This window comes from Aeromonas sp. QDB34 (assembly GCF_027705405.1).
Classification (GTDB): domain Bacteria; phylum Pseudomonadota; class Gammaproteobacteria; order Enterobacterales; family Aeromonadaceae; genus Aeromonas; species Aeromonas hydrophila.
The window spans coordinates 65,023-91,582 of sequence record NZ_JAPDBT010000001.1; the positions used below are offsets into that span (position 1 = coordinate 65,023).

Here is a 26,560-nt window from a genome sequence, read left to right on the forward strand (position 1 = left end):
TCCGCCATGTCCGCTCACGAATCTCCCATCATTCGTCGTAAATCCAGGCAGATCATGGTCGGTAATGTACCGGTTGGGGGCGATGCCCCCATCACGGTGCAGACCATGACCAACACCAAGACCACGGACGTGGCCGCCACCGTCGAGCAGATCCAGCGGATCGAGCGGGTTGGCGCCGACATCGTGCGGGTCTCGGTGCCCACCATGGAAGCGGCGGAAGCCTTCAAGCTCATCAAGCAGCAGACCCGTATTCCCATCGTCGCCGATATCCACTTCGACTACCGTATCGCCCTGAAAGTGGCCGAGTACGGTGCCGATTGCCTGCGCATCAACCCGGGCAACATCGGCAACGAGGAGCGGGTACGCGCCGTGGTCGACTGTGCCCGTCACTACAACATCCCGATCCGCATCGGCGTCAACGGCGGCTCGCTGGAGAAAGACATTCAGGAGAAGTACGGTGAACCGACCCCGGAGGCGTTGCTCGAGTCAGCTATGCGCCACGTGGACTATCTGGATCGCCTGAACTTCGACAACTTCAAGGTGAGCGTCAAGGCGTCCGACGTCTTCCTGGCCGTCGGCGCCTATCGCCTGCTGGCCAAGCAGATTGAACAGCCGCTGCATTTGGGCATCACCGAGGCGGGCGGTTTTCGCGCTGGCGCGGTGAAGTCCGCCATCGGCCTTGGCATGCTGCTGAGCGAAGGCATCGGCGACACCCTGCGCATCTCGCTGGCCGCCGATCCGGTGGAAGAGATCAAGGTGGGTTTCGACATTTTGAAATCCCTGCGCATCCGCTCTCGCGGCATCAACTTCATCGCCTGTCCCTCCTGCTCTCGCCAGGAGTTCGACGTCATCGGCACGGTCAACGCACTGGAAGAGCGGCTGGAAGACATCATCACCCCGATGGATGTCTCCATCATCGGTTGCGTGGTGAACGGCCCTGGCGAGGCGCTGGTCTCGGATCTGGGTCTGGCGGGGGCGGCCAACAAGAGCGCCTTCTACGAGGGTGGTCAGCGGGTGGACCGGCTCGACAACAAGGATCTCATCCCGACCCTGGAGCGCCGCATTCGCGCCCGGGCCGCCATGCTGGATCCGGCCAACCAGATCCAGGTGGACGAGGGTTGAGCAACCAAGGGCCACTCAGGGTGGCCCTGTCTTTAGGTTGCTGATTTTACATCCCGCATTGGAATACCCTGATTTTACCTCGGGGTCGAAAATCCCTATAATGCGGCCAAATTTTACCTCTTTTTCTCGAGTATCAACGTGGCAAAACAGATCCAAGCTATTCGCGGTATGAATGATTGCCTGCCGGAGCAGAGCCCGGTATGGCAGAAAGTAGAACAGATCCTGCGCCAGGTCGTGGCCAGCTATGGCTACAGCGAAGTGCGCATGCCGATTGTCGAGCAGACCCATCTGTTCAAGCGCGCCATCGGTGAAGTGACCGACGTGGTCGAAAAAGAGATGTACACCTTTGAAGACCGCAACGGCGATAGCCTGAGCCTGCGCCCGGAAGGCACCGCCAGCTGCGTGCGGGCCGGCATCGAGCACGGTCTGCTTTACAACCAGGAACGCCGGATGTGGTACATGGGCCCCATGTTCCGTCACGAGCGTCCCCAGAAGGGCCGCTATCGCCAGTTCCACCAGTTCGGGGTCGAACTGTTCGGCATCAACGGGCCGGACATCGATGCCGAGTTGATCATGCTGACCCACCGCCTGTGGCGTCTGTTCGGCATCAGCGAACACGTGACCCTGCAGCTCAACACCCTCGGTCAGAGCAGCGAGCGCGCCGCCTACCGCGATGCGCTGGTGGCCTACCTGGAGCAGTACAAGGATCAGCTGGACGAAGAGAGCCAGCGCCGCATGTACAGCAACCCGCTGCGGGTGCTCGACTCCAAGGACGAGAAGGTACAAGCCATTCTGGTCGGTGCCCCGCGTCTGTTCGATCACCTGGGCGAAGAGAGCCTGGCCCACTTCGAGGGGCTCAAGCGCCTGCTCGAATCCGCCGGCATCCAGTATGAAGTGAACGAGCGGCTGGTACGTGGCCTCGACTACTACAACCTCACCGTGTTCGAGTGGGTCACCAACAGCCTGGGGGCTCAGGGCACCGTCTGTGCCGGTGGTCGTTACGATGGTCTGGTGGAGCAGCTGGGTGGTCAACCGACGCCGGCGGTGGGTTTCGCCATGGGCATGGAGCGACTGGTGCTGATGCTCGAGACCCTCGAACTCAACGGTGATATCCGCCCGGCGGTGGATGTCTACCTGGCCATGGTGGGCGAGGGCACTGAACAGGCCGGTTTCCAGCTGGCCGAGCGGCTGCGCGATGCCCTGCCTGACTTGCGCCTGATGAGCCACTGCGGCGGCGGCAACTTCAAGAAACAACTCAAGCGTGCCGACAAGAGCGGCGCGGCCATTGCCCTGATCCTTGGCGAGACCGAGGTGCAAAACGGGGAGATCACCATCAAATATCTGCGTGGCCAGGCCGAGCAACAGACCGTCACGGTCGACGCCGCCATTGCCCTGCTGGCAGCCAAAGGAGAGTAAGCTGTGGAAGTTTATACCACCGAAGAACAACAGGTTGAGGTCATCAAGAGCTGGTGGAAAGAGAACGGAACCTCGGTGATCGCAGGAACTGTTATCGGTCTGGTTGGACTCTTTGGCTGGCGCTACTACAACGAGCATCAGCAGACCAGCCAGGAGGCCGCCTCCCAGGCTTACAACGAAATGGCTGCCCAGCTGGCCAAGGGTGATGCCGCCGGCTTCGAGCAGGCGCAAAGCTTCATCAGCGCCCACAAGGGTGACTCCTATGCCGAACTGGCTGCCCTGCAGCTGGCCGCCGCCGCTGTCAAGGCCGGCAAGCTGGATCTGGTTGCCGAGCAGCTGACTCAGGTGGCCACCAGCGGTGACGAGAGCATCCGTCCCATCGCTGCCCTGCGTCTGGCCCGGGTTCTGAACGATCAGGGCAAGGCTGACGAGGCGCTGGCCCAGCTTGGCAAGATCAACAACGATGCCTTCAAGGCCCAGGTCGCGGAAGTGCGCGGCGACGTGCTGCTCAAGCAGGGCAAGGCCGAAGAGGCGCGCGATGCCTATCAGGCGGCGGCCGATGCCGGCGGCCTGCAGGGCAGCGCCGAGCTCAGGCTGAAAATGGACGATCTGGCGTTGCCAGCGGTGACCACGGGTGAGGCTCCGGATGCGTAATCTGTTCAAGATGGTGGTGTTGGGGGCTGCGGTCTCCTTCGCCCTGCAGGGGTGCTCCCTGTTCAGTTCGGAAGAGGATCTCAACCCGATGGCGCCGTTGCCCAAGGTCGAGTCCGCCTTCACGGCCGATACCAGCTGGTCCTCCTCGGTGGGTGACGGCATCGGCGACTTCTACTCCCAGCTCAAGCCGGTGGTGGAAGAGGAGCGCATCTATGCCGCCGCTCGCGATGGCGATGTGACCGCCTTTGACCGCGAAAGCGGCAAGGAGCTGTGGAGCGTGGATCTGGCTGACTTGCCGATCAACGCCGACAAGCGCAGCGCCCGTCTCTCCGGTGGCCTGGTATCCCGTTACGGCAAGCTGTTCCTGGGTTCCGAGAACGGGGTGGTCTACGCCCTGAACCAGGAGAACGGCGAAGTGCTGTGGCAGACTTCGGTGCCGGGTGAAGTGGTGGCGAGCCCTGCCGTCGAAGATGGCCGGGTGGTGGTGCTGACCACCTCGGGCCGCCTGGTGGCGCTCGATACCGATGAAGGCAAGCTGCAGTGGACGCTGGCGGAAGAACAGCCGCCGTTGACCCTGCGCAGCGCCGGCGCCCCCATCATCACCAACGGCGCCGTGCTGTACGGCCGCGCCGATGGCAAGGTGGGCATCGCCCTGCTCAGCAATGGTCAGCCGGTGCGCCAGTCCAAGGTCGCCGACCCGCGCGGTGCCACCGAGCTGGATCGGATGGTCGATGTGGACGCCACCCCGCTGATCGCCGGCGATGAGCTCTATGCCATCGCCTATAATGGCCAGCTGATGGCGCGCAAGCTGATGACCGGTGACGAGGTATGGAAGCGCAAGTATTCCGGCTACCGCGACATGGCGGTGACCGGCAATGCCATCGTGCTGACCGACAGCCGCAGCCACCTGTTTGCGGTTGACCGTCGCAATGGTCTCGAGCTGTGGTCCAATACCCAGCTGGAAAACCGCACCGTGACTGCCCCCGTCATCCTGGGTGACTATGTGGTGGTCGGCGATGTGGAAGGTTACCTGTATTGGTTGGATCGTACCGACGGTACCATCAAGGCCATGCAGCAGCTCGACAGCAGTGGTCTGTACGCCGCCCCCCTGGTGGACGGTGACACCCTGTATGTGCAGAGCCGTGGCGGCAAGTTGTACGCTATCAAGCGTCCCTGATCGCCCGTCAATCTGAATATCCGGCTCCTGGTCTTCGGACCCGGAGCCTTTGTCGTCTTGAGAATGAGGCTTTTATGACTCCTGTAGTAGCCCTGGTGGGCCGCCCCAACGTGGGGAAATCCACCCTGTTTAACCGCCTGACCCGTACCCGGGATGCCCTGGTGGCTGACTTCCCCGGTCTGACCCGGGACCGCAAGTACGGCCAGGCGAAGTTGGGCGAGCTGGAATTTATCGTGGTGGATACCGGCGGTATCGATGGCACCGAAGAGGGGATCGAGCTGAAGATGGCCGAACAGTCCCTGCTGGCCATCGAAGAGGCCGACGTGGTGCTGTTCATGGTGGATGCCCGTGCCGGTTTGACCGCGGCGGATCAGGCCATCGCCGAGCACCTGCGCAAGACCCACAAGAAGGTGTTTCTGGTGGCCAACAAGACCGACGGCATCGACGGTGACTCCGCCGTGTCCGAGTTCTACGGTCTGGCCCTGGGCGAGGTCTACCAGATGGCGGCCGCCCACGGTCGTGGCGTACTGAGCCTTCTGGAGCTGGCGCTGGCACCCCATCTGGAGACCCTGGTCGACGCCGCCACACAAGAAACCGCGCAGGATGAGGAAGAAGAGGACTTCGATGAAGAAGCCCTGCTGCGCATGGTGGCTGCCGGTGAACTCGACACCAAGGAAGACACCAAGGAGACGCCGTTCGCCGATCTGCCCATCAAGTTTGCCATCGTCGGTCGCCCCAACGTCGGCAAGTCCACCCTGACCAACCGCATGCTGGGTGAAGATCGGGTCATCGTCTATGACATGCCGGGGACCACCCGCGACTCCGTCTACATCCCGATGGAGCGTGACGAGCAGAAGTACGTCATCATCGACACCGCTGGCGTGCGTCGTCGCGGCAAGGTGCACGAGACGGTGGAGAAGTTTTCCGTCATCAAGACCCTCAAGGCGATTGAAGATGCCAACGTCTGCCTGCTGGTGATCGACGCCCAGGAGACCATCACCGATCAGGACTTGAGCATCCTCGGTTTCGTGCTCAACACCGGCCGTTCCGTGGTACTGGTGGTGAACAAGTGGGATGGGCTGGATCAGAAGGTGAAAGAGGACGTCAAGAACGAGCTTGATCGTCGTCTGGGCTTCATCGACTTCGCCCGCGTACACTTCATCTCCGCCCTGCACGGCAGCGGGGTTGGCCACCTGTTCGAATCCATTCAGGAGGCCTACCAGTCCGCCACCCGTCGTACCAGCACCGCCATGCTGACCCGCATCATGCAGATGGCGCAGGAAGACCACCAGCCGCCGATGGTGAACGGTCGCCGGGTCAAGCTCAAATATGCCCACGCCGGTGGCTACAACCCGCCGCGCATCGTGATCCACGGCAACCAGCTCAACGACTTGCCGGATTCCTACAAGCGCTACCTGATCAACTACTTCCGCAAGTCGCTGAAGATCATGGGGACGCCGGTCCGGGTCGAGTTCCAGGAGTCTGCCAACCCGTTCGAGGGCAAGAAAAATACCCTGACCCTGAGCCAGGAGCGTCAACGCAAGCGCCTGCTCAAGGCCAAAGCCAAGAAATAAGGCCCAGCGGCTGCCCTCACCGGCAGCCGTTTTTTCTAGGACCAGGGGAGGGGAATGTGCAGTGGGTGGGCCCACTGCACATTCACTTTGCGAGGAGCCAACCATGAGTCACCTTCACTGCCCTGCCTGTCAGGGCGAGCTGGACAGTCGCAGCCGCGAGACCACCTGCAGCCAGTGCCAGGCCCGTTTCCAGATCCGGGCCCTCTGCCCGACCTGCCGGCAGGAGCTGGAGCGGCTCAAGGCCTGCGGCGCGGTGGATTACTTCTGCAATCACTGCAACAGCCTGGTATCGAAGCGGGCAGTGGTGTTTGAGGTGAGCCCGCTGGCGGGGAATTGAGGCGATAAAAAACCCGGCGATTGCCGGGTTTATGCTGTGTGTTCTGCTATCAGCAAGGTGAAGGAGCGGTTTCGGCGCCATATCTTGCGTTTGATGTCATTGAGCTTGAGTTTGCGTCTGGGGCTCCAGCCGCACTTTGCTTTTCTGACCAGTGTCGTTCTTCTGCGAGCTCGCATCTTGGTCTCCTCCCATTGGGTGGCCATCCCGGCCTTGGGTGATGATGGGAGCCTATCTGAAAGTGCTGTCATCCCGAGTGCAAGTGGATGAAATAGCGCGATAAAAACAATTTCGGATAGGCTCCGGTATGGTCGGATGGTAACAGAGAAACCACCCGAAAAACAAACCTGTCAACAAGGGATCAGCGCAGGGTGATCTGCTTGACCACTTCGGCGATGACGGTGGGGCGTTCGGCACTGGGCGGCTCGCTGCTGTCATCATCGTCCAGCTCTTCACGGCGGTGGGCTTTCTGCTGCTCGTTGTCGAGCCAGAGCAGGCTCTGGTAGTACTGGCGCACGTTGTTGACGTAGTTGCGCGCCTCGCCGCCACGGGCATAACCGTAGCGTACCTTGCGATGCCAGCGCGACTGCTGCAGCAGCGGCAGCACCTCTTTCACGTCGCTCCAGGCATCGGGATTCTTGCCGAGCTCCTTGGTCAGGCGGCGGGCATCCATCATGTGACCGTAACCGATGTTGTAGGCGGTGAGGGCAAACCACACCTTTTCGTCATCGGGCACCGAGGCGGGCACCTTCTCCATCATCTGCTCCAGATAACGGGCGCCGCCCTTGATGCTCTCCTCCGGGTGCAGCCGGTTGTTGACCCCCATCGCCTTGGCGGTGGGCTCGGTCAGCATCATCATGCCGCGCACCCCGGTGTAGGAGCGCGCCTCCGGATCCCAGTGGGATTCCTGATAGCTGATGGCGGCCAGCAGGCGCCAGTCCACCACGTTGGCGTGGGTCTTGAACAGATCCTGATACTTGGGCAGCAGGCTCTTGGCCCGCTGCAGGAAGGTGCGGGTGTCGACGAAGTCGAAATTCTGCACGTGGCCGAAGTACTTCTCGTCGAGCTTGGCGATGGCGCCGTCCATGAAGCGCTGGCCGAAGAAGTCGATGATGCTGGCGTAGAGGCTGTCGTCCGGCAGCTTGGTCATGGCCCAGGCCACGGTCTGGTTCTTGGCCAGGGTCATCCCCTCGGTGAGCTCGGGGTAGTAGCGCTGGGTGCGGGCCAGCACGGTATCCTGCACCACCGTGTAGTCAATCTTGCCGTCGGCCACCTGCTTGAGCAGCTCCTCCACATCGGCATCCCGATTGGTGCTCCACTTCAGGTTGGGGTACTGCTTGGCGAGCTCCTTGAGCAGATCTTCGCCGGTGGAACCGGCCGGCACCACTATGTTGCCCTTGAGATCGCCGATGTCCTTGGGCTTGGGAGAACCGTTGCGATAGACCAGCTTGGGGGAGACCTGGTAGAAGCCGGGGCCGAAGCGAAACAGCTGGCGCCGCTCCGGGGTGACCACGATGGCGGCGGCAGCCAGATCCAGCTTGCCCTTTCTCAGCAGTTCCACCAGCTCGGCGGTGGAGTAGACCGGCACTATGGTCAGCTTGACCCCCAGCCAGTCGGCATAACTCTGCGCCAGCTCGTAATCGAACCCCTGGGCGGTGTCGTCACGCTGGTAATAAGAGGTGGGGCCGTAGATGGTACCAACCCGGATCTCGCCTCGCTGGCGGATCTGCTCCAGCTGGCTGGAGGGGGTGTAGAAGTCGCAACCGACCAGGGTCAGCAGCAACGTCAGCCCGATAAACAGTCGAAAAATGCAGCGCAAGTAGGTGAGTACCCTTGTTGAAAAAATCGGCATTTGTCAAAAAAGAGGCACCTTTATACCAGAGAGTGTGCACCGAGTCACACTGGGCAAAACAAGAAAAACGTTTGTCCGGCATGGGCCTGATCCCTATAATACGCGCGTCTCAATTCCCCCCCACTTCAACACTTGGTGAGAAAGGTCATATGGATATCTTGCGTGGTGCCCCCGCACTGTCTGAGTTTCGTGTCCAAAAACTGCTGCAACGCTTCGCGCAGATGAAACAGGAGAGAGGAGTAGAGATAGAGGATGTCTATGCCGAATACGTGCACTTTGCCGAGCTCTCGAGCCCGCTGTCGCCCCCGGAGCGAGCGACCTTGGGCCAGCTCCTGCGCTACGGCCCGACCATCCCCGAACACACCCCCAGCGGTCAGCTGTTTCTCGTTACCCCCCGCCCCGGCACTATCTCCCCCTGGTCTTCCAAAGCAACCGACATCGCCCACAACTGCGGCCTGAATCAGGTCAAGCGGCTCGAACGCGGTATCGCCTATTACGTGCAGGCCAAGGGTGAGCTGAGCGCCGCCCAGCGTGCCGACGTGGCCGCCGTGCTGCACGACCGCATGATGGAGACGGTGTTTGGCGAGATGAACGAGGCCGCCGCCCTGTTTGCCCATCACGAGCCGCGCCCCTTCACCCAGGTGGATGTGCTGGGCGGTGGTCGCGCCGCGCTGGCCGAGGCCAACGTGGCGCTCGGTCTGGCACTGGCCGATGACGAGATAGACTACCTGGTGGAGAACTTCACCAGGCTGGGTCGCAACCCCAACGACATCGAGCTCTACATGTTTGCCCAGGCGAACTCCGAGCACTGCCGCCACAAGATCTTCAACGCCGACTGGACCATCGACGGTGAGCAGCAGCCCAAGTCGCTGTTCAAGATGATCAAGAACACCTTCGAGCAGACACCGGATCATGTCCTGTCTGCCTATAAAGACAACGCCGCCGTGATGGAAGGGAGCCAGGGTGGCCGCTTCTTCCCAAGCCCCGCCAGCGGCGAGTATCACTATCATCAGGAGCGCGTCGACATCCTGATGAAGGTGGAGACCCACAACCACCCGACCGCCATCTCCCCGTTCCCGGGCGCCGCCACCGGCTCCGGCGGCGAAATTCGCGATGAGGGTGCCACCGGTCGCGGTGCCAAGCCCAAGGCGGGTCTGGTGGGCTTCTCGGTCTCCAACCTGCGCATCCCCGGCTTCGAGCAGCCCTGGGAGCAGGATTTCGGCAAGCCGAGCCGCATCGTCAGCGCGTTTGACATCATGCAGGAGGGGCCGCTCGGCGGCGCCGCCTTCAACAACGAGTTCGGCCGTCCGGCCATTCTCGGCTACTTCCGTACCTTCGAAGAGCAGGTGCCGAGCCACAACGGCGTCGAGGTGCGCGGTTACCACAAGCCCATCATGCTGGCAGGCGGTATCGGCAACATCCGCAGCGAGCACGTCCAGAAAGGGGAGATCCCGGTGGGGGCAGCCCTCATCGTGCTGGGTGGCCCGGCCATGAACATCGGTCTGGGTGGCGGCGCCGCATCAAGCATGGCCTCCGGCCAGTCGGCAGAAGATCTCGACTTTGCCTCGGTGCAGCGCGATAACCCCGAGATGGAGCGCCGTTGCCAGGAGGTGATCGACCGCTGCTGGCAGCTGGGTGACGACAACCCCATCGTCTTCATCCATGACGTGGGCGCCGGGGGCCTCTCCAATGCCATGCCGGAGCTGGTGAGCGACGGCGATCGCGGTGGTCGTTTCTCCTTGCGCGCCATTCCGAACGACGAGCCGGGCATGAGCCCGCTCGAGATCTGGTGCAACGAATCCCAGGAGCGCTACGTACTGGCGGTGGCCAAGGAGAAGCTGCCGCTGTTCAAGGCGCTGTGCGAGCGCGAGCGCGCCCCCTATGCCGTCATCGGCACCGCCACCGAAGAGAAGCATCTCACTCTCTCGGATGAGCACTTTGACAACCACCCCATCGACCTGCCGCTGGACGTGCTGCTGGGCAAGACTCCCAAGATGCACCGCGAGGTTGCAAGCCTGCCGGCGCAGGGCAAGCCGCTGGCGCTCGATGGCATCACCCTGGGCGAGGCTGCCGAGCGGGTGCTGCGTCTGCCTACCGTGGCGGAGAAGTCCTTCCTCATCACCATCGGCGATCGCAGCGTGACCGGTCTGGTCAACCGCGACCAGATGGTCGGCCCCTGGCAGATCCCGGTGGCTGACTGCGCCGTCACCGCCGCCACCTACGACAGCTACCACGGTGAAGCCATGTCCATGGGCGAGCGCACCCCGGTGGCGCTGCTCTCCCACGCCGCCTCCGCTCGCATGGCGGTGGCGGAAGCGCTCACCAACCTGGCGCCGGCCCACATCGGCTCGCTCAAGCGGGTCAAGCTCTCCGCCAACTGGATGGCCGCCGCCAGTCACCCGGGCGAAGATGCCGGCCTCTACGAGGCGGTCAAAGCGGTGGGCGAGGAGCTCTGCCCGGCCCTTGGCATTACCATCCCGGTGGGCAAGGACTCCATGTCCATGAAGACCCGCTGGCAGCAGGATGGCAAGGAGCACAGCGTCACCTCGCCGCTCTCCCTGCTCATCTCGGCCTTTGCCCGGGTGGAGGACGTGCGCAATACCGTCACGCCGCAACTGCGTACCGATCTCGGTGAGACCGACCTTATCCTCATCGACCTTGGCAATGGCAAGCAGCGCCTCGGCGCCTCCGCCCTGGCCCAGGTCTATCGCCAGCTGGGTGACAAGGCGCCGGATCTGGACAACCCGGTCCAGCTCAAGGGCTTCTTCAACGCCATCCAGGCGCTGGTGAGCGATCGCAAACTCGTCGCCTACCACGACCGCTCCGACGGCGGCCTGTTCGTCACCCTGGTGGAGATGGCCTTCGCCGGTCACTGCGGCCTCGACCTGCAGCTGGATCGCATTGGCGGCGAACTGCTGCCGGCCCTGTTCAACGAAGAGCTGGGCGCCGTCATCCAGGTGCGCCGTGAAGACAAGGAAGCGGTGATGACCCTGCTGGCCGGTCACGGCCTGGCCGCTTGCTCCCACGTGCTCGGCACGGTGCGCGAGGGGGATCTCATTACCCTGCGGCGGGCTGGTCAGGAGGTTTACCGCGCCAGCCGCACCGCCCTGCGTACCATCTGGGGCGAGACCAGCTGGCAGATGCAGCGCCTGCGCGACAACCCGGAGTGCGCGGATCAGGAGCATGCCGCCCGTCAGGACGCAGCCGATCCTGGCCTGCAGGCCAAGCTCAGCTACAACCCGGCCGAGGACGTGGCGGCACCCTACATTGCCCGCGGGGTCTCCCCCCGTCTGGCGGTGCTGCGCGAGCAGGGGGTCAACTCCCACGTGGAGATGGCGGCGGCGTTTGACCGCGCCGGCTTTGCGGCGGTAGACGTGCACATGAGCGACATCCTCGAGGGGCGCATCAAGCTGGACGCGTTCCAGAGCCTGGTAGCCTGTGGCGGCTTCTCCTACGGCGACGTGCTGGGGGCGGGGGAAGGCTGGGCCAAGTCCATCCTGTTCAACGACGGTGCCCGCGATCAGTTCCAGCGCTTCTTCGAGCGTGGCGATACCCTCTCCCTGGGTGTGTGCAACGGTTGCCAGATGATGTCCAACCTGCGCGAACTGATCCCGGGTGCCGATCTGTGGCCGCGCTTCGTGCGCAACCGCTCCGAGCGCTTTGAGGCCCGCTTCAGCCTGGTGGAAGTGCAGGACTCCCCGTCGGCCTTCTTCGCCGGCATGGCGGGCTCGGTGATGCCGATTGCCGTCTCCCACGGGGAAGGGCGAGTGGAAGTGCGCGATGCCGCTCACCTGGCCGCGCTGCAACAGAGCGGGCTGGTGGGGCTGCGTTTCGTCGACAACCGCGGTCAGGTGACCGAGCAGTACCCGGCCAACCCGAACGGCGCACCGGCGGGTATCACCGCAGTGACCACCACCGACGGTCGCGCCACCATCATGATGCCGCACCCGGAGCGGGTGTTCCGCACCGTGGCCAACTCCTGGCACCCGGACAACTGGGGCGAGGACGGCGCCTGGATGCGGATGTTCCGCAACGCCCGGGTACGTCTGGGTTAAGCGCGCAACGAAAACAAAAAACCGGCCCCTGTGGCCGGTTTTTTTATGGGAGTGAGACAAGTAAAGGGCGTTGCAGGACGGAAGGGAAGCGGGGGAAAAGGGCGAGGCAGACAGCGCGCTGCTGCTTCATGGTGCCGCCACTTCGAAGATGAGAGGGGGGGGCGGTAGTTGTAGCGGGGCATGGGGCTGTGGGCCGACGGTCGAGAAAGATAACGTTTCGTCCTGCTCAGGCTTCCGAGAGGCGAGGTGGGGACTCGGCGAGGCGCGCTGGGCTGATAAAAAAACCGGCCACTTGGGCCGGTTTTTTGGGGGGCGTGAAATCAGTGCAGCACCACGTGCTGGAAGCCCTGCACCAGGCTGATGACCGGCTGGGGATAGAGACCCAGTGCCACCACCAGCGCTGCGGAGAGCAGTACCACCAGACCACCGGAGGTGATGGCCCAGTCCCCCTTGGCGTCGCGCAGTTGCATGCCGGGCTCGCGCAGATAGAGGGTGACCATGACCCGCAGGTAGTAGTAAAGACCCAGCGCACTGCCAAGCACGATGGCGCCGGAGAGCCACCACAGCTTCGCATCGACGGTTACCCCGATCAGGTAGAACTTGCCGATGAAGCCGAGCGTCATGGGGATACCGGCCAGCGAGAGCATCATCACGGTCAGCACGGCGGTCAGGTAGGGACGACGCCAGAACAGGCCGCGGTAGCTGTGCAGGGAGTCTGCATCCTTGCCGCGATAGGGGCTGGACATCATGCTGATGACGCCGAAGGCCCCCAGGCTGGTGAACAGATACATCAGCAGATAGACGCCGGCCGCTTCCACCGGCATCTGGCCGAGACGGCTCGCCACGATCACCGCCAGCAGGTAACCGAAGTGGGAGATGGAGGAGTAACCCATCATCCGCTTGATGTTGGTCTGCAGCAGAGCCAGCAGGTTGCCGATGACGATGGAGACCACCGCCATGGCGGCCAGCAGCCAGTGGATCATGGGATCCGCGGCGGCGGGCACCGCCAGGTAGAAGCGCAGCAGCACGCAGAACACCGCGATCTTGCTGACGGTGGCGAGGAAGGTGGCCACCGGGGCCGGCGCCCCTTCGTACACGTCCGGGGTCCAGAGGTGGAATGGCGCCAGGGAGAGCTTGAAGGCAAAGCCGACCAGCATCAGACCCAGACCGCCCATCAGCAGCGGGTGGTGGGCCGGGGTGGTGGCCAGGGTCAGCCCCAGATCGCTGAAGCTCAGGCTGCCGGCCTGGGCATAGAGCAGCGCCATGCCGAACAGCAGGAAGGCGGTGGCGGCGGCGGAGAGCACCATGTACTTGATGCTGGCCTCCAGCGAGTGGCGCTCGCGATAGGCGTAGCCCACCAGACCGAACATCGGCAGGGTCAGCATCTCGATCCCGATGAACAGGGAGGCGAGGTGACGGGAGCCGGCCAGCACCAGGCCACCGGCGGTGGCGATCAGCAGCAGCAGGTAGAACTCTTCCCGGTTGTCCGGATAACCCTTGAGCCAGGAGCGGCCGAAGGTACAGGTCGCCAGGGCACCGATGAGCACCAAGCCCATGTAGAAGACGGCGTAGCCATCGATCTGCAGCAGCGGGGTGACCCCCTGATCTCCCTGTGCCATCACGATGGGTAGGGAGAAGAGCGCCAGGTTGAGGCCAGCGATGGTGACCACGAAGGCGGTGTCATCGCACCGTTTCCAGGCGATGGCCAGCATCAGGGCCACCATGGCCCCGGTTGTCAGCAACAGGGGCAGCAGGGCCAGCAGTTGCGAAGCGGTGAAGGTCATTGCAGTGCTCCTGTAATGGACAAGGAAGGCAACAGGGCCAGCGGTTTAACAGCGGTCACTCTCATTGCAATGCTCCTGCGAAGGGCAGGGCGTACCAGTGCAGCACGCTCAGCAGGCTGTTGCCCGCGGTGTCGAGCACAGGTTGGGGATAGACACCGAGCAGCACCAAGAGACCGGCAATGGTCATCATCATCACCAGTTCGCGGCTGTCGAGCCCCTTGAGGACGCTCTCGTCCTTGGGGGTACCGAAGCAGGCGCGCTGCAGCATGATGAGGGAATAGACCGAGGCCAGCACCAGCCCGAAGGTGGCGATGATGGTGAGCACGGGGGCAACCTGGAAGCTGCCGATGAGGATCAGGAACTCGCCGACGAAGTTGCCGGTGCCCGGCATCCCCAGAGAGGCGACCGAGAAGAACAGCATCACGCCGGGCAGGTAGCGCAGACGGCCCCACAGCCCGCCCATCAGACGCAGGTCGCGGGTGTGCAGACGCTCGTAGAGCTGACCGCACAGGATGAAGAGGCCGGCGGCGGAGAGGCCGTGGGCGATCATCTGTACCACGGCGCCCTGCAGGGCCAGCTCGCTGCCGGAGTAGATGGCGATCATCACGAAGCCCATGTGGGAGATGCTGGTGTAGGCCACCAGCCGCTTGATGTCGGTCTGGGCGAACGCCACGATGGCGCCGTAGACGATGCCGATGAGACCCAGCACCATGGCGTAGGGGGCAAATTCGGCGGACGCCTCGGGGAACAGCGGCAGGGCGAAGCGCAGCAGACCGTAGGCGGCGGTTTTCAGCAGGATCCCCGCCAAGTCCACGGAACCCGCGGTCGGTGCCTGGCTGTGGGCATCCGGCAGCCAGCCATGCAGCGGTACCAGCGGCATCTTGACCGCGAAGGCGATGAAGAAGCCCAGCATCAGCAGCCACTGCACGCCCTTGCTCATCGGGGTGTTCAGCAAGTCCTGATAGTCAAAGGTGAACACGCCGGTGGCGGCATGGTGAGTCAGCACCAGGCCCAGGATGGCGACCAGCATGATGAGGCCGCTGACCTGGGTGTAGATGAAGAACTTGGTGGCGGCGTTGATCCGGGATTTGCCGTCGGTGACCGAGTGGCCCCACAGCGCAATCAGGAAGTACATCGGTACCAGCATCATCTCCCAGAAGAAGAAGAAGAGGAACAGATCCAGCGCCATGAAGACGCCGAGTACGCCACCCAAAATCCACAACAGGTTGAGGTGGAAGAAGCCGATGCGCTGCACGATTTCCTTCCAGGAACAGAGGATGGCCAGCACGCCGATGAAGCAGGTGAGGATCACCATCAACAGCGACAAACCATCCACTGCCAGGTGCAATGAGATGCCGAAGCGGGGGATCCAGGGCAGTTGCAGTTCGGCGGCCCAGACGGGCACGCCGCCCTGGGCAGCCAAGGTGAAGTCACCGCTCCACCAGATGGCGCAGGAGAGCAGCAGGCAGGCGCTCATCGACAGCAGGGCGACCCAGCGTACGAAGTACTCGCCGAATCGCTCGGTCTGCCAACAGAGCAGACCGCCGATGAAGGGTATTAACAAGATCCAGAGTAAGGTCACGATATCAGCTCTCGTCTATGTTCTAGTCACTGTGCAGGCCCGTGGGCCTGCTGCGAGTTCAGGGGCTGCATCACGGGATCAGCCGAGCAGCAGCAGGGCCAGGATCAGGGCGGCGCCCATCCCCATGGAGGCTGCATACCAGCGCAACTTGCCGGAAACGGTCCAGGCCAACAGCTGGTGGCCACTCTGTGCCAGCCAGGCCGGCAGGTTCATCATCCAGTCCAGCGGATCCTTGCCGAGCAGCCGGGTCGCCAGCAGATACGGCTTGACCCACAGCTGATCGTAAAGCCAGTCAAAGCCCCAGGCATTGAACCAGAGAGTGCTGAGCAACTTGCCCGGCGCGCTGTTGGCCACGCTGCTGGCCAGGCGGCGCTCGCCCAGGAACAGGAAGGCGGCCAGGGCAATGCCGGCGATGGCGATGACGGCGGAGGTGATCTCCAGCCCATGGCGCCCCTCTTCGATGTGATCCCCCGGCCCTGCCGGCAGTACCCCCGCCAGCGGCGGTACGATCAAGGCACCGATACCGGTGGAGAGCACCAGCAGGACCAGCAGCGGCAGCTGATGGGCCAGGCCGTGACCGGCGTGAGCCTGGGTCTGCTCCTTGCCGTGGAAGGCGATGAAGATCAGGCGGAAGGTGTAGAGGGAGGTGAGGAAGGCACCGCCCAGACCGGCCCACAGCAGGGCGCTCTGGCCACTGGCCTGCACCTGCCACAAAATGGCGTCTTTACTGTAGAAACCGGCGGTCACCAGCGGCAGCGCGGCCAGGGCCGAGCCCCCCACCAGGAAGCAGGCATAGACCAGCGGCAGGCTCTTGCGCAGGCCCCCCATCTTGAAGATGTTCTGCTCGTGGTGGGTCGCGACGAGCACGGCACCGGCGGAGAGGAACAAGAGCGCCTTGAAGAAGGCGTGGGTCATCAGGTGGAAGATGGCCCCTTCCCAGGCGCCAACACCGAGGGCCAGGAACATGTAGCCGATCTGGCTCATGGTGGAGTAAGCCAGGATCCGCTTGATGTCGGTTTGCACCAGGGCGGCAAAGCCTGCCAGCACCAGGGTGATGGCACCGACCAGCGCCACCAGATGCAGGATCTCGGGGGCCAGCAGGAACAGACCGTGGGTACGGGCGATGAGATAGACACCGGCGGTCACCATGGTGGCCGCGTGGATCAGCGCCGAGACCGGGGTCGGGCCCGCCATGGCATCCGCCAGCCAGGTTTGCAGCGGCAGCTGGGCCGACTTGCCGACGGCGCCACCGAGCAGCATCAGACAGGCAAACGACAGGGCAGGGGAACCCTCGGCAAACATCAGCGGTGCGCGTACCAGCAACTCGTGAATGTTGAGGGTACCCAGCTCCCGGTAGAGGACGAACAGACCGATGGCGAGGAACACGTCGCCGACCCGGGTCACCACGAACGCCTTGAGAGCGGCGGCGCCGTTGGCCGGATTGCGGTAGTAGAAGCCGATCAGCAGGTAGCTGCATAGCCCCACCCCTTCCCAGCCGAGGTAGACGAACAGCAGGTCATCGGCCAGCACCAGAAACACCATGCTGGTGATGAACAGGTTGGTGTAGGTGAAGAAGCGCGAATAGCCCTCTTCCCCGCGCATGTACCAGGAGGCAAACAGGTGGATGAAGAAACCCACCCCGGTGACCACGCCGAGCATGGTCAGCGACAGACCGTCCAGCGCCAGGCGGAAGGTGGGGGTGAATTTACCCACCGAGATCCACTGCCACAGGGTCTGGGTATAGACGCCGCCCGTTGGCATGGTGTTGAGGAAATCGATGCCGACCCACAGCGTAGTGAGGGCCGACAGCCCTATGCTGCCGACGCCGATGAGCGCAGCAGTGCGCTCGCCGAAACGACCGATGGAGAAGGCCAGCACCAGCCATCCCAGCAGCGGAAACAGAAAAGTCAGGTATAGGAGGCTCATCCGCGCATCTCGCTCACAGTGTCCACGTTGAGGGTGTGGTAACGACGATAGAGCAGCAGTAACAGGGCGAGGCCGATACTGGCCTCCGCTGCCGCCAGAGAAATCACCAGTATGTACATGATCTGGCCATCAGCCTGGGCCCAGCGGCTGCCCGCCACCACGAATGCCAGTGCCGACGCGTTCATCATGATCTCGATACTCATGAGGATAAACAGCAAGTTGCGACGTATCAGCAGGCCACACAGGCCGATACAGAACAGCACGGCAGCCAGCAGCAGACCGTGTTCCATCGGGATTCCGTTCATCATTGACCTCCTTCTTGAGACGGATGTGCCGAGGCTTTTGGCACGGAGAGCACTTCCCCGCTCTTGTCTTCACGGCCCAGGTGATAGGCGGTGACCAGACCCGCCAGCAGCAGGATGGAGGCAAGCTCCACCGCCAGCACGTAAGGACCGAACAGGGCGATGCCGACCGCTTTGGCACTGACGTCGGTCAGACCGAGTTCACCGCCGGTGACCCCGAGAATGCCGTAGGCCAGAAAACCCAGCAGAATGAGCGAAAGCAGGCCGGGGCCTACCCAAGTGGTGGGGGTGAGCCAGTTCTTTTCCTGATCCTGAGCCGAGCCCAGGTTCAGCATCATCACCACGAACACGAACAGCACCATGATGGCGCCCGCATAGACGATCACTTGCAGGGCGCCCGCGAAGGAGGCGCCCAGGCAGAAGAAGATCATGGCCACGGCGATGAGGGAGATAATGAGATTGAGCAGCGCGTGCATCGGATTGCTGGTGCTGATCACCCGCAGCGTGCTGTAAATGGCGACCAGGGCCGCGGCATAGAATGCCAGTTCCATGATTGACTCCTCAGGGCAGCAGGCTCTTGACATCGATGGGCTTGGCTTCGTTCTCGGCATCCCCTTTCGGCTTGCCGTCGATGGCCATCCCGCTCATGCGGTAGAAGTTGTAATCCGGATACTTGCCGGGGCCGCTTATCAGCAGATCTTCCTTCTCGTACACCAGATCCTGGCGGCGGTACTCACCCATCTCGAAATCCGGCGTCAGCTGGATGGCGGTGGTGGGGCAGGCCTCTTCGCACAGGCCGCAGAAGATGCAGCGGGAGAAGTTGATGCGAAAGAACTCCGGATACCAGCGACCATCTTCCCGCTCGGATTTCTGCAGCGAGATGCAGCCGACCGGGCAGGCCACCGCACACAGGTTGCAGGCCACGCAGCGCTCGTCGCCATCCGGATCGCGGGTCAGCACGATGCGGCCGCGATAGCGGGGCGCCGCATAGACGGCTTGTTCCGGATAGTTGAGGGTCTCGCGGGGGCTCCAGGCATGGGAGAACACCATCCCCAGGCTACGCAATTGGGTGCCGACACCCTTGATGATGTTAATAATTTTCATAGTCGTGCCTCACTGCACATTCATCAGCACCACAGCCCGTCCCGGCTGCATCCCGAGCGGGATGCAGGGCGGCGGGCAAGCAGACGTTCCAGCCAAACGGCATCACAATTTTTCTGTCCATTGCGGCCTCACTGCGCATTCATCAGCACCACGGCGCCGGTGACCAGCATGTTGAGCAGGGTCAGCGGCAGGCAGACTTTCCAGCCAAACGACATCACCTGGTCAAAGCGGGGGCGGGGCAGGGAGGCCCGCAGCAGGATGAAGAACACCATGAAACAGGCGGTCTTCAGGGCAAACCAGATGAAAGGCGGCAGCCAGGGGCCGTGCCAGCCACCGAAGAACAGGGTTACGATGAGCGAAGAGATCAGCACGATGCCGATGTACTCGCCCACGAAGAACAGACCCCATTTCATGCCCGCATACTCGATGTGATAACCGTCGGCGAGCTCCTGCTCGGCCTCCGGCTGGTCAAACGGATGGCGGTGGGTGACGGCGACGCCGGCAAACAGGAAGGTGATGAAGCCCAGGATCTGGGGGATCACGTTCCACAGTCCTGCCTGGGCTTCCACGATATCCCGCAGGTTGAAGCTGCCGGTCTGGATGACGATACCCATCAAGGAGAGGCCCAGGAACACCTCGTAGGAGAGGGTCTGAGCCGAGGCGCGCAGGCTGCCGAGCAATGAGTACTTGTTGTTGCTCGACCAGCCGGCGAACAGCACGGCGTAGACCGCCAGCCCTGCGATGGCCAGGATGTAGAGCAGCCCCACGTTGAGGTCCGCCACGCCCCAGGTGGGGGTGATCGGCACCACCGCAAACGCCAGAATGAAGGCGGTAAAGGCGATGATGGGGGCCAGCACGAAGATCCGGCGATCGGCGAATGGCGGGATCCAGTCCTCTTTGAAGAACATCTTGATCATGTCGGCCGCCAGCTGCAGCAGGCCGAAGGGGCCTACCCGGTTGGGGCCGTAACGATCCTGCCACAGCGCCAGCAGACGGCGTTCGATGAAGCTCATGAAGGCGCCGGCCCCCACGATCCCCACCAGCACGATCAATGCCTTGCCGATTTCCAGCAACAGATCGATCAGAGAGTCACTCATGCGATGGCCTCCTGCAGGTTAGCGAGATATTGCTGGTGCAGGGCGGTCGGCAGACCGTTGACACCGAGCGGCAGACCCACCAGACCTGCGGTCAGATGCTCGCTCAGACGCAGGGTCAGCCGCCAGTGGTGGCCACCCCAGGAGAAGGCGACCTGGCTGCCGGCACTGAGGGCGAGACGGTTGGCGTCGGCCGGGTTCAGCACCAGCACGGGCTCGCTCATGCGGGCCTGGATGACCGGGCTTCTGGCAGACAGCTCTTCGCCGCCAAACAGCTGGTCATAGCTCACCACCTGCAGCGCCTCTTTGGCGCTGAACGGGGCGGGGACGGTGTCGAACCAGCCGAGGCTGTCCTCGCCCGCTTCCAGCAGACGGCGACCGGGATCCCCGGCGCGCAGGTTGCCACCCACTTCATCCTGGAACTTGTTCCAGGCGGACGGGGAGTTCCAGCCCGGCGCCCAGGCGAACGGCACCTGTTGCAGCGGCTGGCGGGCACCGGCGTAGCCTTCCATGGAGAAGTTGAAGGGCGAGTCGGGATCCTGGGCGACTCTGGGCTCGCTCACGTTCTGATCCGCCAGCATGGAGGTACGGCCACTGTAGCGGTGCGGCTCGCGGGCGAGCTTCATGCCACGGATGCGCAGACCCGCGTTGGGTGCGGCCTCGCGCATGCTGGTCAGCAGCGGGGCGCTGGCGGCGCAGGCACTGCTCACCTCGTCGAAGGTGTTCCAGCGCAGCGGTTTGCGATCCAGCACGCCTTGCAGGGCGGCCAGCCAGCGCCAGCTCTCACGCACCTGGATGTCGGCGTCGTAGAAGGCGGGGGCATAAACCTGGAAGAAACGCTGGGCGCGGCCTTCCATGTTGATGAGGGTACCGTCGGCCTCGGCGAAGCTGGCGGCAGGCAGCACCAGGTTCGCCTTCTGGGCTGTGCCGGTGTCCTGATGGTCGACCACCAGCAGGTGCTGCAGACGGTCGATGGCGGCATCGACACGGCTGCGCGGTGCGCGGCGGTAGAGATCGTTCTCGAGCATCACCAGCGCGAGCTTCTCTTCTCTTTCGATACGCTCGAGGGCGGCTTCCAGCGGGGCGGCATTGCCGGCCAGCATGGCCAGCCCCAGGCTGTTGGTCTCCTGAGCGACCAGAGCGAGCTCCACGGCCTGGCCACGGCCCTTGAGGGCGCGGGCGATGTTGCTGGCTGCCTCAAGCAGCGCCTGGCTGCGGGCACCGGTGCCGGCGATGATGAGCGGCTTCTTGGCGTTGCCGAGCAGCGCGGCCCAGCTGGCGGCCAGGGTCTGCTGCTCGGGGGCGAGATCGGTCAGGGCAGGGGCGCTGCCATCGAGCAGATGGGCGATGGCAAAGCCGAGGCGCGCCTGATCCGCGTGGGGAGCGTGCAGGGTGCCGCTCGCCACGTCGTCCAGTCGGGTGCTGTCCAGGCTGGTGATCAGCAGCGGGTAGCGCTCGTTCTGGGCCAGGGTCTGCACCGCGGCGACCTGCCACAGATCCACCTTCAGCTTACGGGCGATTTCGCGGCCCTTGCCCTTGACGGCCTGACGCAGAGCCAGGGCGATGCGGGCGGCGGTCTGGGTGACATCCTCGCCGAGCACCAGCACGGCATCGGCCTCTTCCATGTCACGCAGGCTGGGGGTGCGCACGCCGCCGTGCTGCAGGATCTGCAGCATCTTCTGCAGGCATTCCCATTCGCTTTGCTCGACGCCGCTGTAGAAGTTGGCGGCCCCCACCAGTTCGCGCAGAGCGAAGTTGCTCTCAAGCGACGCGCGGGGCGAGCCGATGCCGATGACGCCGGCGGCGGTGCGCAGGGCATCGGCAGCACGGTTCAGGGCACCGTCCACCGTGATGGCCAGCTTGTCACTGCCATCCTGCAGCAGGGGCTGGCGCGGGCGGTCGGTCAGATTGACGTGACCGTAGCCGAAGCGGCCGCGGTCACACAGGAAGTAGTGGTTCAGTGCGCCGTGATAACGGTTCTCGATGCGGCGCAGTTCGCCATAACGCTCACCCGGGCTGATGTTGCAGCCGACCGAGCAGCCTTGGCAGATGCTGGGGGCGAACTGCATGTCCCACTTGCGGTTGTAGCGCTCGGAGTGGGTCTTGTCGGTGAACACGCCGGTAGGGCAGACCTCCACCAGGTTGCCGGAGAACTCGCTCTCCAGGGTGCCGTCCTCGACCCGGCCGAAGTAGACGTTGTCGTGGGCGCCGTAGACCCCGAGGTCCTCGCCGCCGGCGTAGTCCTTGTAGTAACGGACGCAGCGATAGCAGGCGATGCAGCGGTTCATCTCGTGGTTGATGAAGGGGCCCAGATCCTGATTCTGGTGGGTGCGTTTGGTGAAACGGTAGCGGCGGCTGTTGTGGCCGGTCATCACCGTCATGTCCTGCAGGTGGCAGGAGCCACCCTCTTCGCACACCGGGCAGTCGTGGGGGTGGTTGGTCATCTGCCACTCCACCACCGTCTTGCGGAACTCCTTCGCCTCTTCATCTTCGATGGAGATATAGGTGCCATCGGTGGAGGGGGTCATGCAGGACATGACCAGGCGGCCGCGCTTGTCGTCGGCATTCTGATACTGTTTCACCGCACACTGGCGGCAGGCGCCGACGCTACCGAGCGCCGGGTGCCAGCAAAAATAGGGGACGTCCAGACCAAGGGACAGACAGGCTTGCAGCAGGTTATCTGCCCCGTCTACCTCGTACTCTTTACCGTCTACATGAATGGTGGCCATACAACTTCCCTGACTTCAATGAGATAAATTCTTTGGCTCGCGCCGGTTCAGCGGGCCCGCGGCGGGCGCCCTGCGTGCCTTACCAGCGCTCGCCCAGCAGGTTGGGCTGGATACCCTTGAGCTGCTTGCGATTATCCTGCGGCGCCTTGACGCCGGCCTCGAATTCCGACCGGAAATACTTCATCGCACTGCCCAGCGGCTCGATGGCGCCAGGGGCATGGGCGCAGAAGGTCTTGCCTGGGCCGAGGAAGCTGACCAGCTGCTCCAGGGTGGCGAGATCCCCTGGCTGACCCTCGCCCCGCTCCAGCGCACGCAGCAGCTTGACGCTCCAGGGCAGGCCGTCGCGGCAGGGAGTGCACCAGCCGCAAGACTCGCGGGCGAAGAACTCTTCCATGTTGCGCAGCAGGGAGACCATGTTGATGCTGTCATCCACCGCCATGGCAAGGCCCGTGCCCATCCGGGTGCCGACCTTGCCGATGCCGCCGGCGTACATCTGGGCATCCAGGTGCTCGGGCAGCAGGAAGCCGGTACCGGCACCGCCGGGTTGCCAGGCTTTCAGGCGATAGCCGGGCTTCATGCCGCCGGCATAGTTTTCGAACAGCTCGCGGGCGGTGATGCCAAACGGCAGCTCCCACAGGCCGGGGTTGTTGACCTTGCCGGAGAAGCCCATCAGCTTGGTGCCGTGATCTTCCGAACCTGGCAGCGACAGCCCCTGATACCAGGCCACACCGTTGCCGATGATGGCGGGCACGTTGCACAGGGTCTCGACGTTGTTGACGCAGGTGGGCTTTCCCCAGACGCCGGAAACGGCGGGGAAGGGGGGCTTGGCGCGCGGGTTGGCGCGGCGCCCTTCCAGGGAGTTGATGAGCGCCGTCTCTTCGCCGCAGATGTAACGACCCGCGCCGGTGTGGACGAACAGCTCGAAGTCAAAGCCCGAGCCCAGGATGTTCTTGCCGAGCAGACCGGCAGCCTTGGCCTCCTCCACCGCGCGGCGCAGGTTGGCTGCGGCATCGACGTACTCACCGCGCAAAAAGATGTAGCCACGGTAGGCCTTGAGGGCCTTGGCCGAGATGATCATCCCTTCAATCAGCAGGTGGGGCAGCTGCTCCATCAACAGCCGATCCTTGTAGGTGTTCGGCTCCATCTCGTCGGCGTTGCAGAGCAGGTAACGGATGTTCATGCTCTCGTCTTTGGGCATCAGGCCCCACTTCACGCCGGTGGAGAAACCGGCGCCGCCGCGACCCTTGAGGCCGGCATCCTTGACGGTGCCGACGATCTCGTCCGGGCTCATCTGGCCCAGTGCCTTGCGGGCCGCATCGTAACCCTGCTTGCTCTGGTATTCATCCAGCCAGACCGGCTGGCCGTCGTCGCGCAGCCGCCAGGTGAGGGGATGGGTCTCGGCCGCACGGGCGATGCGATTGGCGGTACCAAGGGATGCCAGACTCATGGGTAAGCCTCCAGGGTCTTGAGCAGGCTGACGGCGTCGAGCCCACCGTAGGTGTCATCGTCGATCATCAGCGCCGGCCCCTTGTCGCAGTTGCCGAGGCAGCAGACCGGCAGCAGGGTGAAGCGGCCGTCGGCAGAGGTCTGGCCGGGGGCCAGGTCCATCACCTCTTTCAGGCCGGCCAGCAGTTGTTCGTGGCCGTTGATGTAGCACACCATGCTGTCGCAGACGCGGATGATGTGGCGACCGACCGGCTGGCGGAAGATCTGGCTGTAGAAGGTGGCGACTCCCTCCACGTCGCTGGCGGGGATGCCGAGCTCGGCGGCGATGGCGTGGATGGCACCGTCAGGTACCCAGCCGCGGGCCTGCTGCACTATCTTGAGCGCTTCAATGCTGGCGGCACGGGGATCTTCGTAGTGGTGTTTCTCATGCTCGATGGCATCGCGTTCTGCCTGGCTCAGGACGAAATCGTTCCCCTTGCTCTGGCATGAACTCTGTCCCTGCGGGGACTGATTGTGTTGGCACTGACATTGCTGGCTCATGGCTTAACCTTTTGTGGCTTGTCCTTTTTGTCGTGTAACGGGTCTTGGTAACAGCCGTTACTCAACGGTCCACATCCGACATAACGAAATCGATACTGCCCAGATAGACGATGAGGTCCGACACCATCTGGCCACGGATCACCGAGGGGATCTGTTGCAGGTGAGCAAAGCTCGGGGTGCGGATCCGGGTCCGGTAGCTCATGGTGGAGCCATCGCTGGTCAGGTAATAACTGTTGATCCCCTTGGTCGCCTCGATCATCTGGAAGGACTCGGCGGCCGGCATGACCGGGCCCCACGACACTTGCAGGAAGTGGGTGATCAGGGTCTCGATGTCCTGCAGGGTGCGCTCTTTGGGCGGCGGCGTGGTGAGCGGGTGATCCGCCTTGAACGGCCCCTCCGGCATGTTCTTCATGCACTGCTCTATGATGCGCATGCTCTGGCGCACCTCCTCGATGCGCACCAGGGCGCGATCGTAGGCATCGCCGTTGGCACCGACCGGCACCTCGAATTCGAACTGATCGTAGCCGGAGTAGGGGCGCCACTTGCGCACGTCGAAGTTGAGGCCGGTGGCGCGCAGACCGCCGCCCGTGGTGCCCCAGGCCAGCGCCTGCTCTGTGTTGTAGGCGGCGACACCGATGGTACGGCCACGCAGGATGCTGTTGCGCATGGCGGCCTTCTCATAGTCCATCAGCCGCTTGGGCAGCCAGCTCAACAGGTTGTCCTGCACCAGTCGCTGCCAGCCGACGGGCAGATCGTGGGCCACGCCGCCGATGCGGAACCAGGCCGGATGCATACGGGCGCCGGTGATGGCTTCGATGATGGTGTAAATCCGCTGCCGGTCGGTGAAGGTGAAGAAGACCGGGGTCATGGCACCTACGTCCTGAATATAGGTACCGATGAACAGCAGGTGACTCTGGATGCGGAACAGTTCCGCCAGCATCACCCGGATCATGTCGACCCGCTGTGGCACCTTGATGCCCGCCAGCTTCTCGACCGCCAGCACGTAAGGCAGGTTGTTCATGACGCCCCCTAAGTACTCGACCCGGTCGGTGTAGGGGATGTAGCTGTGCCAGGACTGGCGCTCGCCCATCTTCTCGGCCCCGCGGTGGTGATAGCCGATGTCGGGCACGCAGTCGCGGATCTCCTCGCCATCGAGCTGCAGCACCAGGCGGAAGGCGCCGTGGGCGGAGGGGTGGTTGGGGCCGAGGTTCAAGAACATGTAGTCCTCGTTCTCGTTGCCACGGGCCATGCCCCACTCTTCCGGTTTGAACAGCAGGTTGTCCTGCTCCTGATCCTGTTTGACCGCATCGAGCATGAAGGGATCGAATTCGGTGGCGCGCGCCGGATAATCCTTGCGCAGCGGGTGACCCTGCCAGCTCTTGGGCATCATGATGCGGGTCAGGTGGGGGTGACCATCGAAATTGATGCCCATCAGATCCCACACTTCCCGTTCATACCAGTTGGCGTTGGGGAAGTGGCGGCTGACGGTGGGCAGCGTCAGATCACCTTCCTTGAGCGGCACCTTCAGCATCAGGTCGGCGTTGCGATCGATGGAAATGAGGTGATAGAAGACGGTGAAGTCGCTGTCGGGCAGATCGTGGCGATGGCTGCGCATCCGCTCGTCGGTGGCGCTGAGATCGAACAGCATCACGAACGGGGAGGGGAGCTTGCGCAGAAAGCCCATGACATCCAGCAGCAGCTCGCGGGAGAGCCAGACCACCGGCACGCCGGTACGGGTATTCTGGATGGTGAAACGTTCGGCACCGAAATGGGCGAACAGCTCGCCGATCACCTGAGCGTCTTTGTGATCACTCGGTTGCCACTGGGCCATGGCGTAGTTGCTGGGGAATTCTCGAGTCAGTTTCATGG

Annotated in this window: 19 protein-coding genes; 7 read left to right on the forward strand and 12 right to left on the reverse strand. The window is 63.4% G+C overall.

Annotated features, from left to right (window positions below):
• Positions 1-6 precede the first annotated feature (6 nt).
• The 6 genes from ispG to OKC29_RS00360 all read left to right on the forward strand — a co-directional run bounded on the left by ispG (position 7) and on the right by OKC29_RS00360 (position 6,280).
• On the forward strand, positions 7-1,122 hold the full coding sequence (ispG, locus tag OKC29_RS00335) for a flavodoxin-dependent (E)-4-hydroxy-3-methylbut-2-enyl-diphosphate synthase (protein ID WP_016350405.1): 1,116 nt from the start codon (positions 7-9) through the stop codon (positions 1,120-1,122).
• A gap of 138 nt (positions 1,123-1,260) precedes the next feature.
• Complete coding sequence (gene hisS / locus OKC29_RS00340; RefSeq protein ID WP_011705646.1) at positions 1,261-2,538, forward strand: histidine--tRNA ligase; 1,278 nt, start codon at positions 1,261-1,263, stop codon at positions 2,536-2,538.
• 3 nt (positions 2,539-2,541) lie between these two features.
• Positions 2,542-3,192, forward strand: coding sequence for a YfgM family protein (locus OKC29_RS00345; RefSeq protein WP_073349807.1), 651 nt, complete (start codon positions 2,542-2,544; stop codon positions 3,190-3,192).
• On the forward strand, positions 3,185-4,369 hold the full coding sequence (bamB, locus tag OKC29_RS00350; RefSeq protein WP_024944077.1) for an outer membrane protein assembly factor BamB: 1,185 nt from the start codon (positions 3,185-3,187) through the stop codon (positions 4,367-4,369). Before OKC29_RS00345 ends, bamB begins: the two co-directional genes overlap by 8 nt.
• Before the next feature lie 74 nt (positions 4,370-4,443).
• Positions 4,444-5,943 carry a ribosome biogenesis GTPase Der gene (gene der / locus OKC29_RS00355; RefSeq protein ID WP_011705649.1) on the forward strand — a complete coding sequence of 500 codons (1,500 nt, stop codon included), beginning with the start codon at positions 4,444-4,446 and terminating at the stop codon, positions 5,941-5,943.
• A gap of 103 nt (positions 5,944-6,046) precedes the next feature.
• A complete protein-coding gene (locus tag OKC29_RS00360) occupies positions 6,047-6,280 on the forward strand; it encodes a zinc ribbon domain-containing protein (RefSeq protein ID WP_011705650.1) in 234 nt (77 codons plus the stop codon).
• 358 nt (positions 6,281-6,638) lie between these two features.
• On the opposite strand, the gene mltF is transcribed toward OKC29_RS00360, so the two are convergent.
• Positions 6,639-8,129 (reverse strand): membrane-bound lytic murein transglycosylase MltF, encoded by a 1,491-nt coding sequence (gene mltF, locus OKC29_RS00365; RefSeq protein WP_011705651.1) that lies wholly within the window; start codon positions 8,127-8,129, stop codon positions 6,639-6,641.
• Between the two features lie 149 nt (positions 8,130-8,278).
• Here mltF and purL point away from each other — a divergent pair, with 149 nt between their 5' ends.
• Positions 8,279-12,184, forward strand: a complete 3,906-nt coding sequence (gene purL, locus OKC29_RS00370) for a phosphoribosylformylglycinamidine synthase (protein WP_162275661.1) — start codon at positions 8,279-8,281, stop codon at positions 12,182-12,184.
• A 320-nt stretch (positions 12,185-12,504) separates the two neighbouring features.
• On the opposite strand, the gene nuoN is transcribed toward purL, so the two are convergent.
• The 11 genes from nuoN to nuoC form a co-directional block, all read right to left on the reverse strand.
• Complete coding sequence (gene nuoN / locus OKC29_RS00375; RefSeq protein ID WP_073349811.1) at positions 12,505-13,968, reverse strand: NADH-quinone oxidoreductase subunit NuoN; 1,464 nt, start codon at positions 13,966-13,968, stop codon at positions 12,505-12,507.
• Positions 13,969-14,029: 61 nt separating this feature from the next.
• The gene (nuoM, locus tag OKC29_RS00380; protein WP_016350413.1) at positions 14,030-15,550 is read right to left on the reverse strand and encodes an NADH-quinone oxidoreductase subunit M; all 1,521 of its coding nucleotides are present in this window, start codon (positions 15,548-15,550) and stop codon (positions 14,030-14,032) included.
• Between the two features lie 78 nt (positions 15,551-15,628).
• Positions 15,629-17,476, reverse strand: a complete 1,848-nt coding sequence (gene nuoL / locus OKC29_RS00385; RefSeq protein WP_073349812.1) for an NADH-quinone oxidoreductase subunit L — start codon at positions 17,474-17,476, stop codon at positions 15,629-15,631.
• The gene (gene nuoK / locus OKC29_RS00390; protein ID WP_005299823.1) at positions 17,473-17,781 is read right to left on the reverse strand and encodes an NADH-quinone oxidoreductase subunit NuoK; all 309 of its coding nucleotides are present in this window, start codon (positions 17,779-17,781) and stop codon (positions 17,473-17,475) included. The genes nuoL and nuoK overlap by 4 nt, the downstream gene beginning before the upstream one ends.
• Entirely contained in the window at positions 17,781-18,329 is a 549-nt protein-coding gene (gene nuoJ, locus OKC29_RS00395; protein WP_011705659.1) for an NADH-quinone oxidoreductase subunit J, read from the reverse strand. The genes nuoK and nuoJ overlap by 1 nt, the downstream gene beginning before the upstream one ends.
• Before the next feature lie 10 nt (positions 18,330-18,339).
• Complete coding sequence (nuoI, locus tag OKC29_RS00400; RefSeq protein WP_011705660.1) at positions 18,340-18,882, reverse strand: NADH-quinone oxidoreductase subunit NuoI; 543 nt, start codon at positions 18,880-18,882, stop codon at positions 18,340-18,342.
• A 128-nt stretch (positions 18,883-19,010) separates the two neighbouring features.
• Entirely contained in the window at positions 19,011-19,979 is a 969-nt protein-coding gene (gene nuoH, locus OKC29_RS00405) for an NADH-quinone oxidoreductase subunit NuoH (RefSeq protein ID WP_011705661.1), read from the reverse strand.
• The gene (gene nuoG / locus OKC29_RS00410; protein WP_073349814.1) at positions 19,976-22,705 is read right to left on the reverse strand and encodes an NADH-quinone oxidoreductase subunit NuoG; all 2,730 of its coding nucleotides are present in this window, start codon (positions 22,703-22,705) and stop codon (positions 19,976-19,978) included. Before nuoG ends, nuoH begins: the two co-directional genes overlap by 4 nt.
• Positions 22,706-22,784: 79 nt before the next feature.
• Positions 22,785-24,152 carry an NADH-quinone oxidoreductase subunit NuoF gene (nuoF, locus tag OKC29_RS00415; protein ID WP_073349816.1) on the reverse strand — a complete coding sequence of 456 codons (1,368 nt, stop codon included), beginning with the start codon at positions 24,150-24,152 and terminating at the stop codon, positions 22,785-22,787.
• Positions 24,149-24,691: an NADH-quinone oxidoreductase subunit NuoE gene (nuoE, locus tag OKC29_RS00420; protein WP_060389069.1), complete on the reverse strand. Its 543-nt coding sequence runs from the start codon at positions 24,689-24,691 to the stop codon at positions 24,149-24,151. Before nuoE ends, nuoF begins: the two co-directional genes overlap by 4 nt.
• A gap of 61 nt (positions 24,692-24,752) precedes the next feature.
• On the reverse strand, positions 24,753-26,558 hold the full coding sequence (gene nuoC, locus OKC29_RS00425) for an NADH-quinone oxidoreductase subunit C/D (RefSeq protein ID WP_011705665.1): 1,806 nt from the start codon (positions 26,556-26,558) through the stop codon (positions 24,753-24,755).
• Positions 26,559-26,560 lie beyond the last annotated feature (2 nt).

What these genes read in the sequence shown, in the direction of transcription:
- ispG (WP_016350405.1), top strand. Translation starts at nt 7, where the DNA reads ATGTCCGCTCACGAATCTCCCATCATTCGTCGTAAATCCAGGCAGATC.
- bamB (WP_024944077.1), top strand. Translation starts at nt 3,185, where the DNA reads ATGCGTAATCTGTTCAAGATGGTGGTGTTGGGGGCTGCGGTCTCCTTC.
- der (WP_011705649.1), top strand. Translation starts at nt 4,444, where the DNA reads ATGACTCCTGTAGTAGCCCTGGTGGGCCGCCCCAACGTGGGGAAATCC.
- OKC29_RS00360 (WP_011705650.1), top strand. Translation starts at nt 6,047, where the DNA reads ATGAGTCACCTTCACTGCCCTGCCTGTCAGGGCGAGCTGGACAGTCGC.
- mltF (WP_011705651.1), bottom strand. Translation starts at nt 8,129, where the DNA reads ATGCCGATTTTTTCAACAAGGGTACTCACCTACTTGCGCTGCATTTTT.
- purL (WP_162275661.1), top strand. Translation starts at nt 8,279, where the DNA reads ATGGATATCTTGCGTGGTGCCCCCGCACTGTCTGAGTTTCGTGTCCAA.
- nuoN (WP_073349811.1), bottom strand. Translation starts at nt 13,968, where the DNA reads ATGACCTTCACCGCTTCGCAACTGCTGGCCCTGCTGCCCCTGTTGCTG.
- nuoL (WP_073349812.1), bottom strand. Translation starts at nt 17,476, where the DNA reads ATGAGCCTCCTATACCTGACTTTTCTGTTTCCGCTGCTGGGATGGCTG.
- nuoK (WP_005299823.1), bottom strand. Translation starts at nt 17,781, where the DNA reads ATGAACGGAATCCCGATGGAACACGGTCTGCTGCTGGCTGCCGTGCTG.
- nuoJ (WP_011705659.1), bottom strand. Translation starts at nt 18,329, where the DNA reads ATGGAACTGGCATTCTATGCCGCGGCCCTGGTCGCCATTTACAGCACG.
- nuoI (WP_011705660.1), bottom strand. Translation starts at nt 18,882, where the DNA reads ATGAAAATTATTAACATCATCAAGGGTGTCGGCACCCAATTGCGTAGC.
- nuoH (WP_011705661.1), bottom strand. Translation starts at nt 19,979, where the DNA reads ATGAGTGACTCTCTGATCGATCTGTTGCTGGAAATCGGCAAGGCATTG.
- nuoG (WP_073349814.1), bottom strand. Translation starts at nt 22,705, where the DNA reads ATGGCCACCATTCATGTAGACGGTAAAGAGTACGAGGTAGACGGGGCA.
- nuoF (WP_073349816.1), bottom strand. Translation starts at nt 24,152, where the DNA reads ATGAGTCTGGCATCCCTTGGTACCGCCAATCGCATCGCCCGTGCGGCC.
- nuoE (WP_060389069.1), bottom strand. Translation starts at nt 24,691, where the DNA reads ATGAGCCAGCAATGTCAGTGCCAACACAATCAGTCCCCGCAGGGACAG.
- nuoC (WP_011705665.1), bottom strand. Translation starts at nt 26,558, where the DNA reads ATGAAACTGACTCGAGAATTCCCCAGCAACTACGCCATGGCCCAGTGG.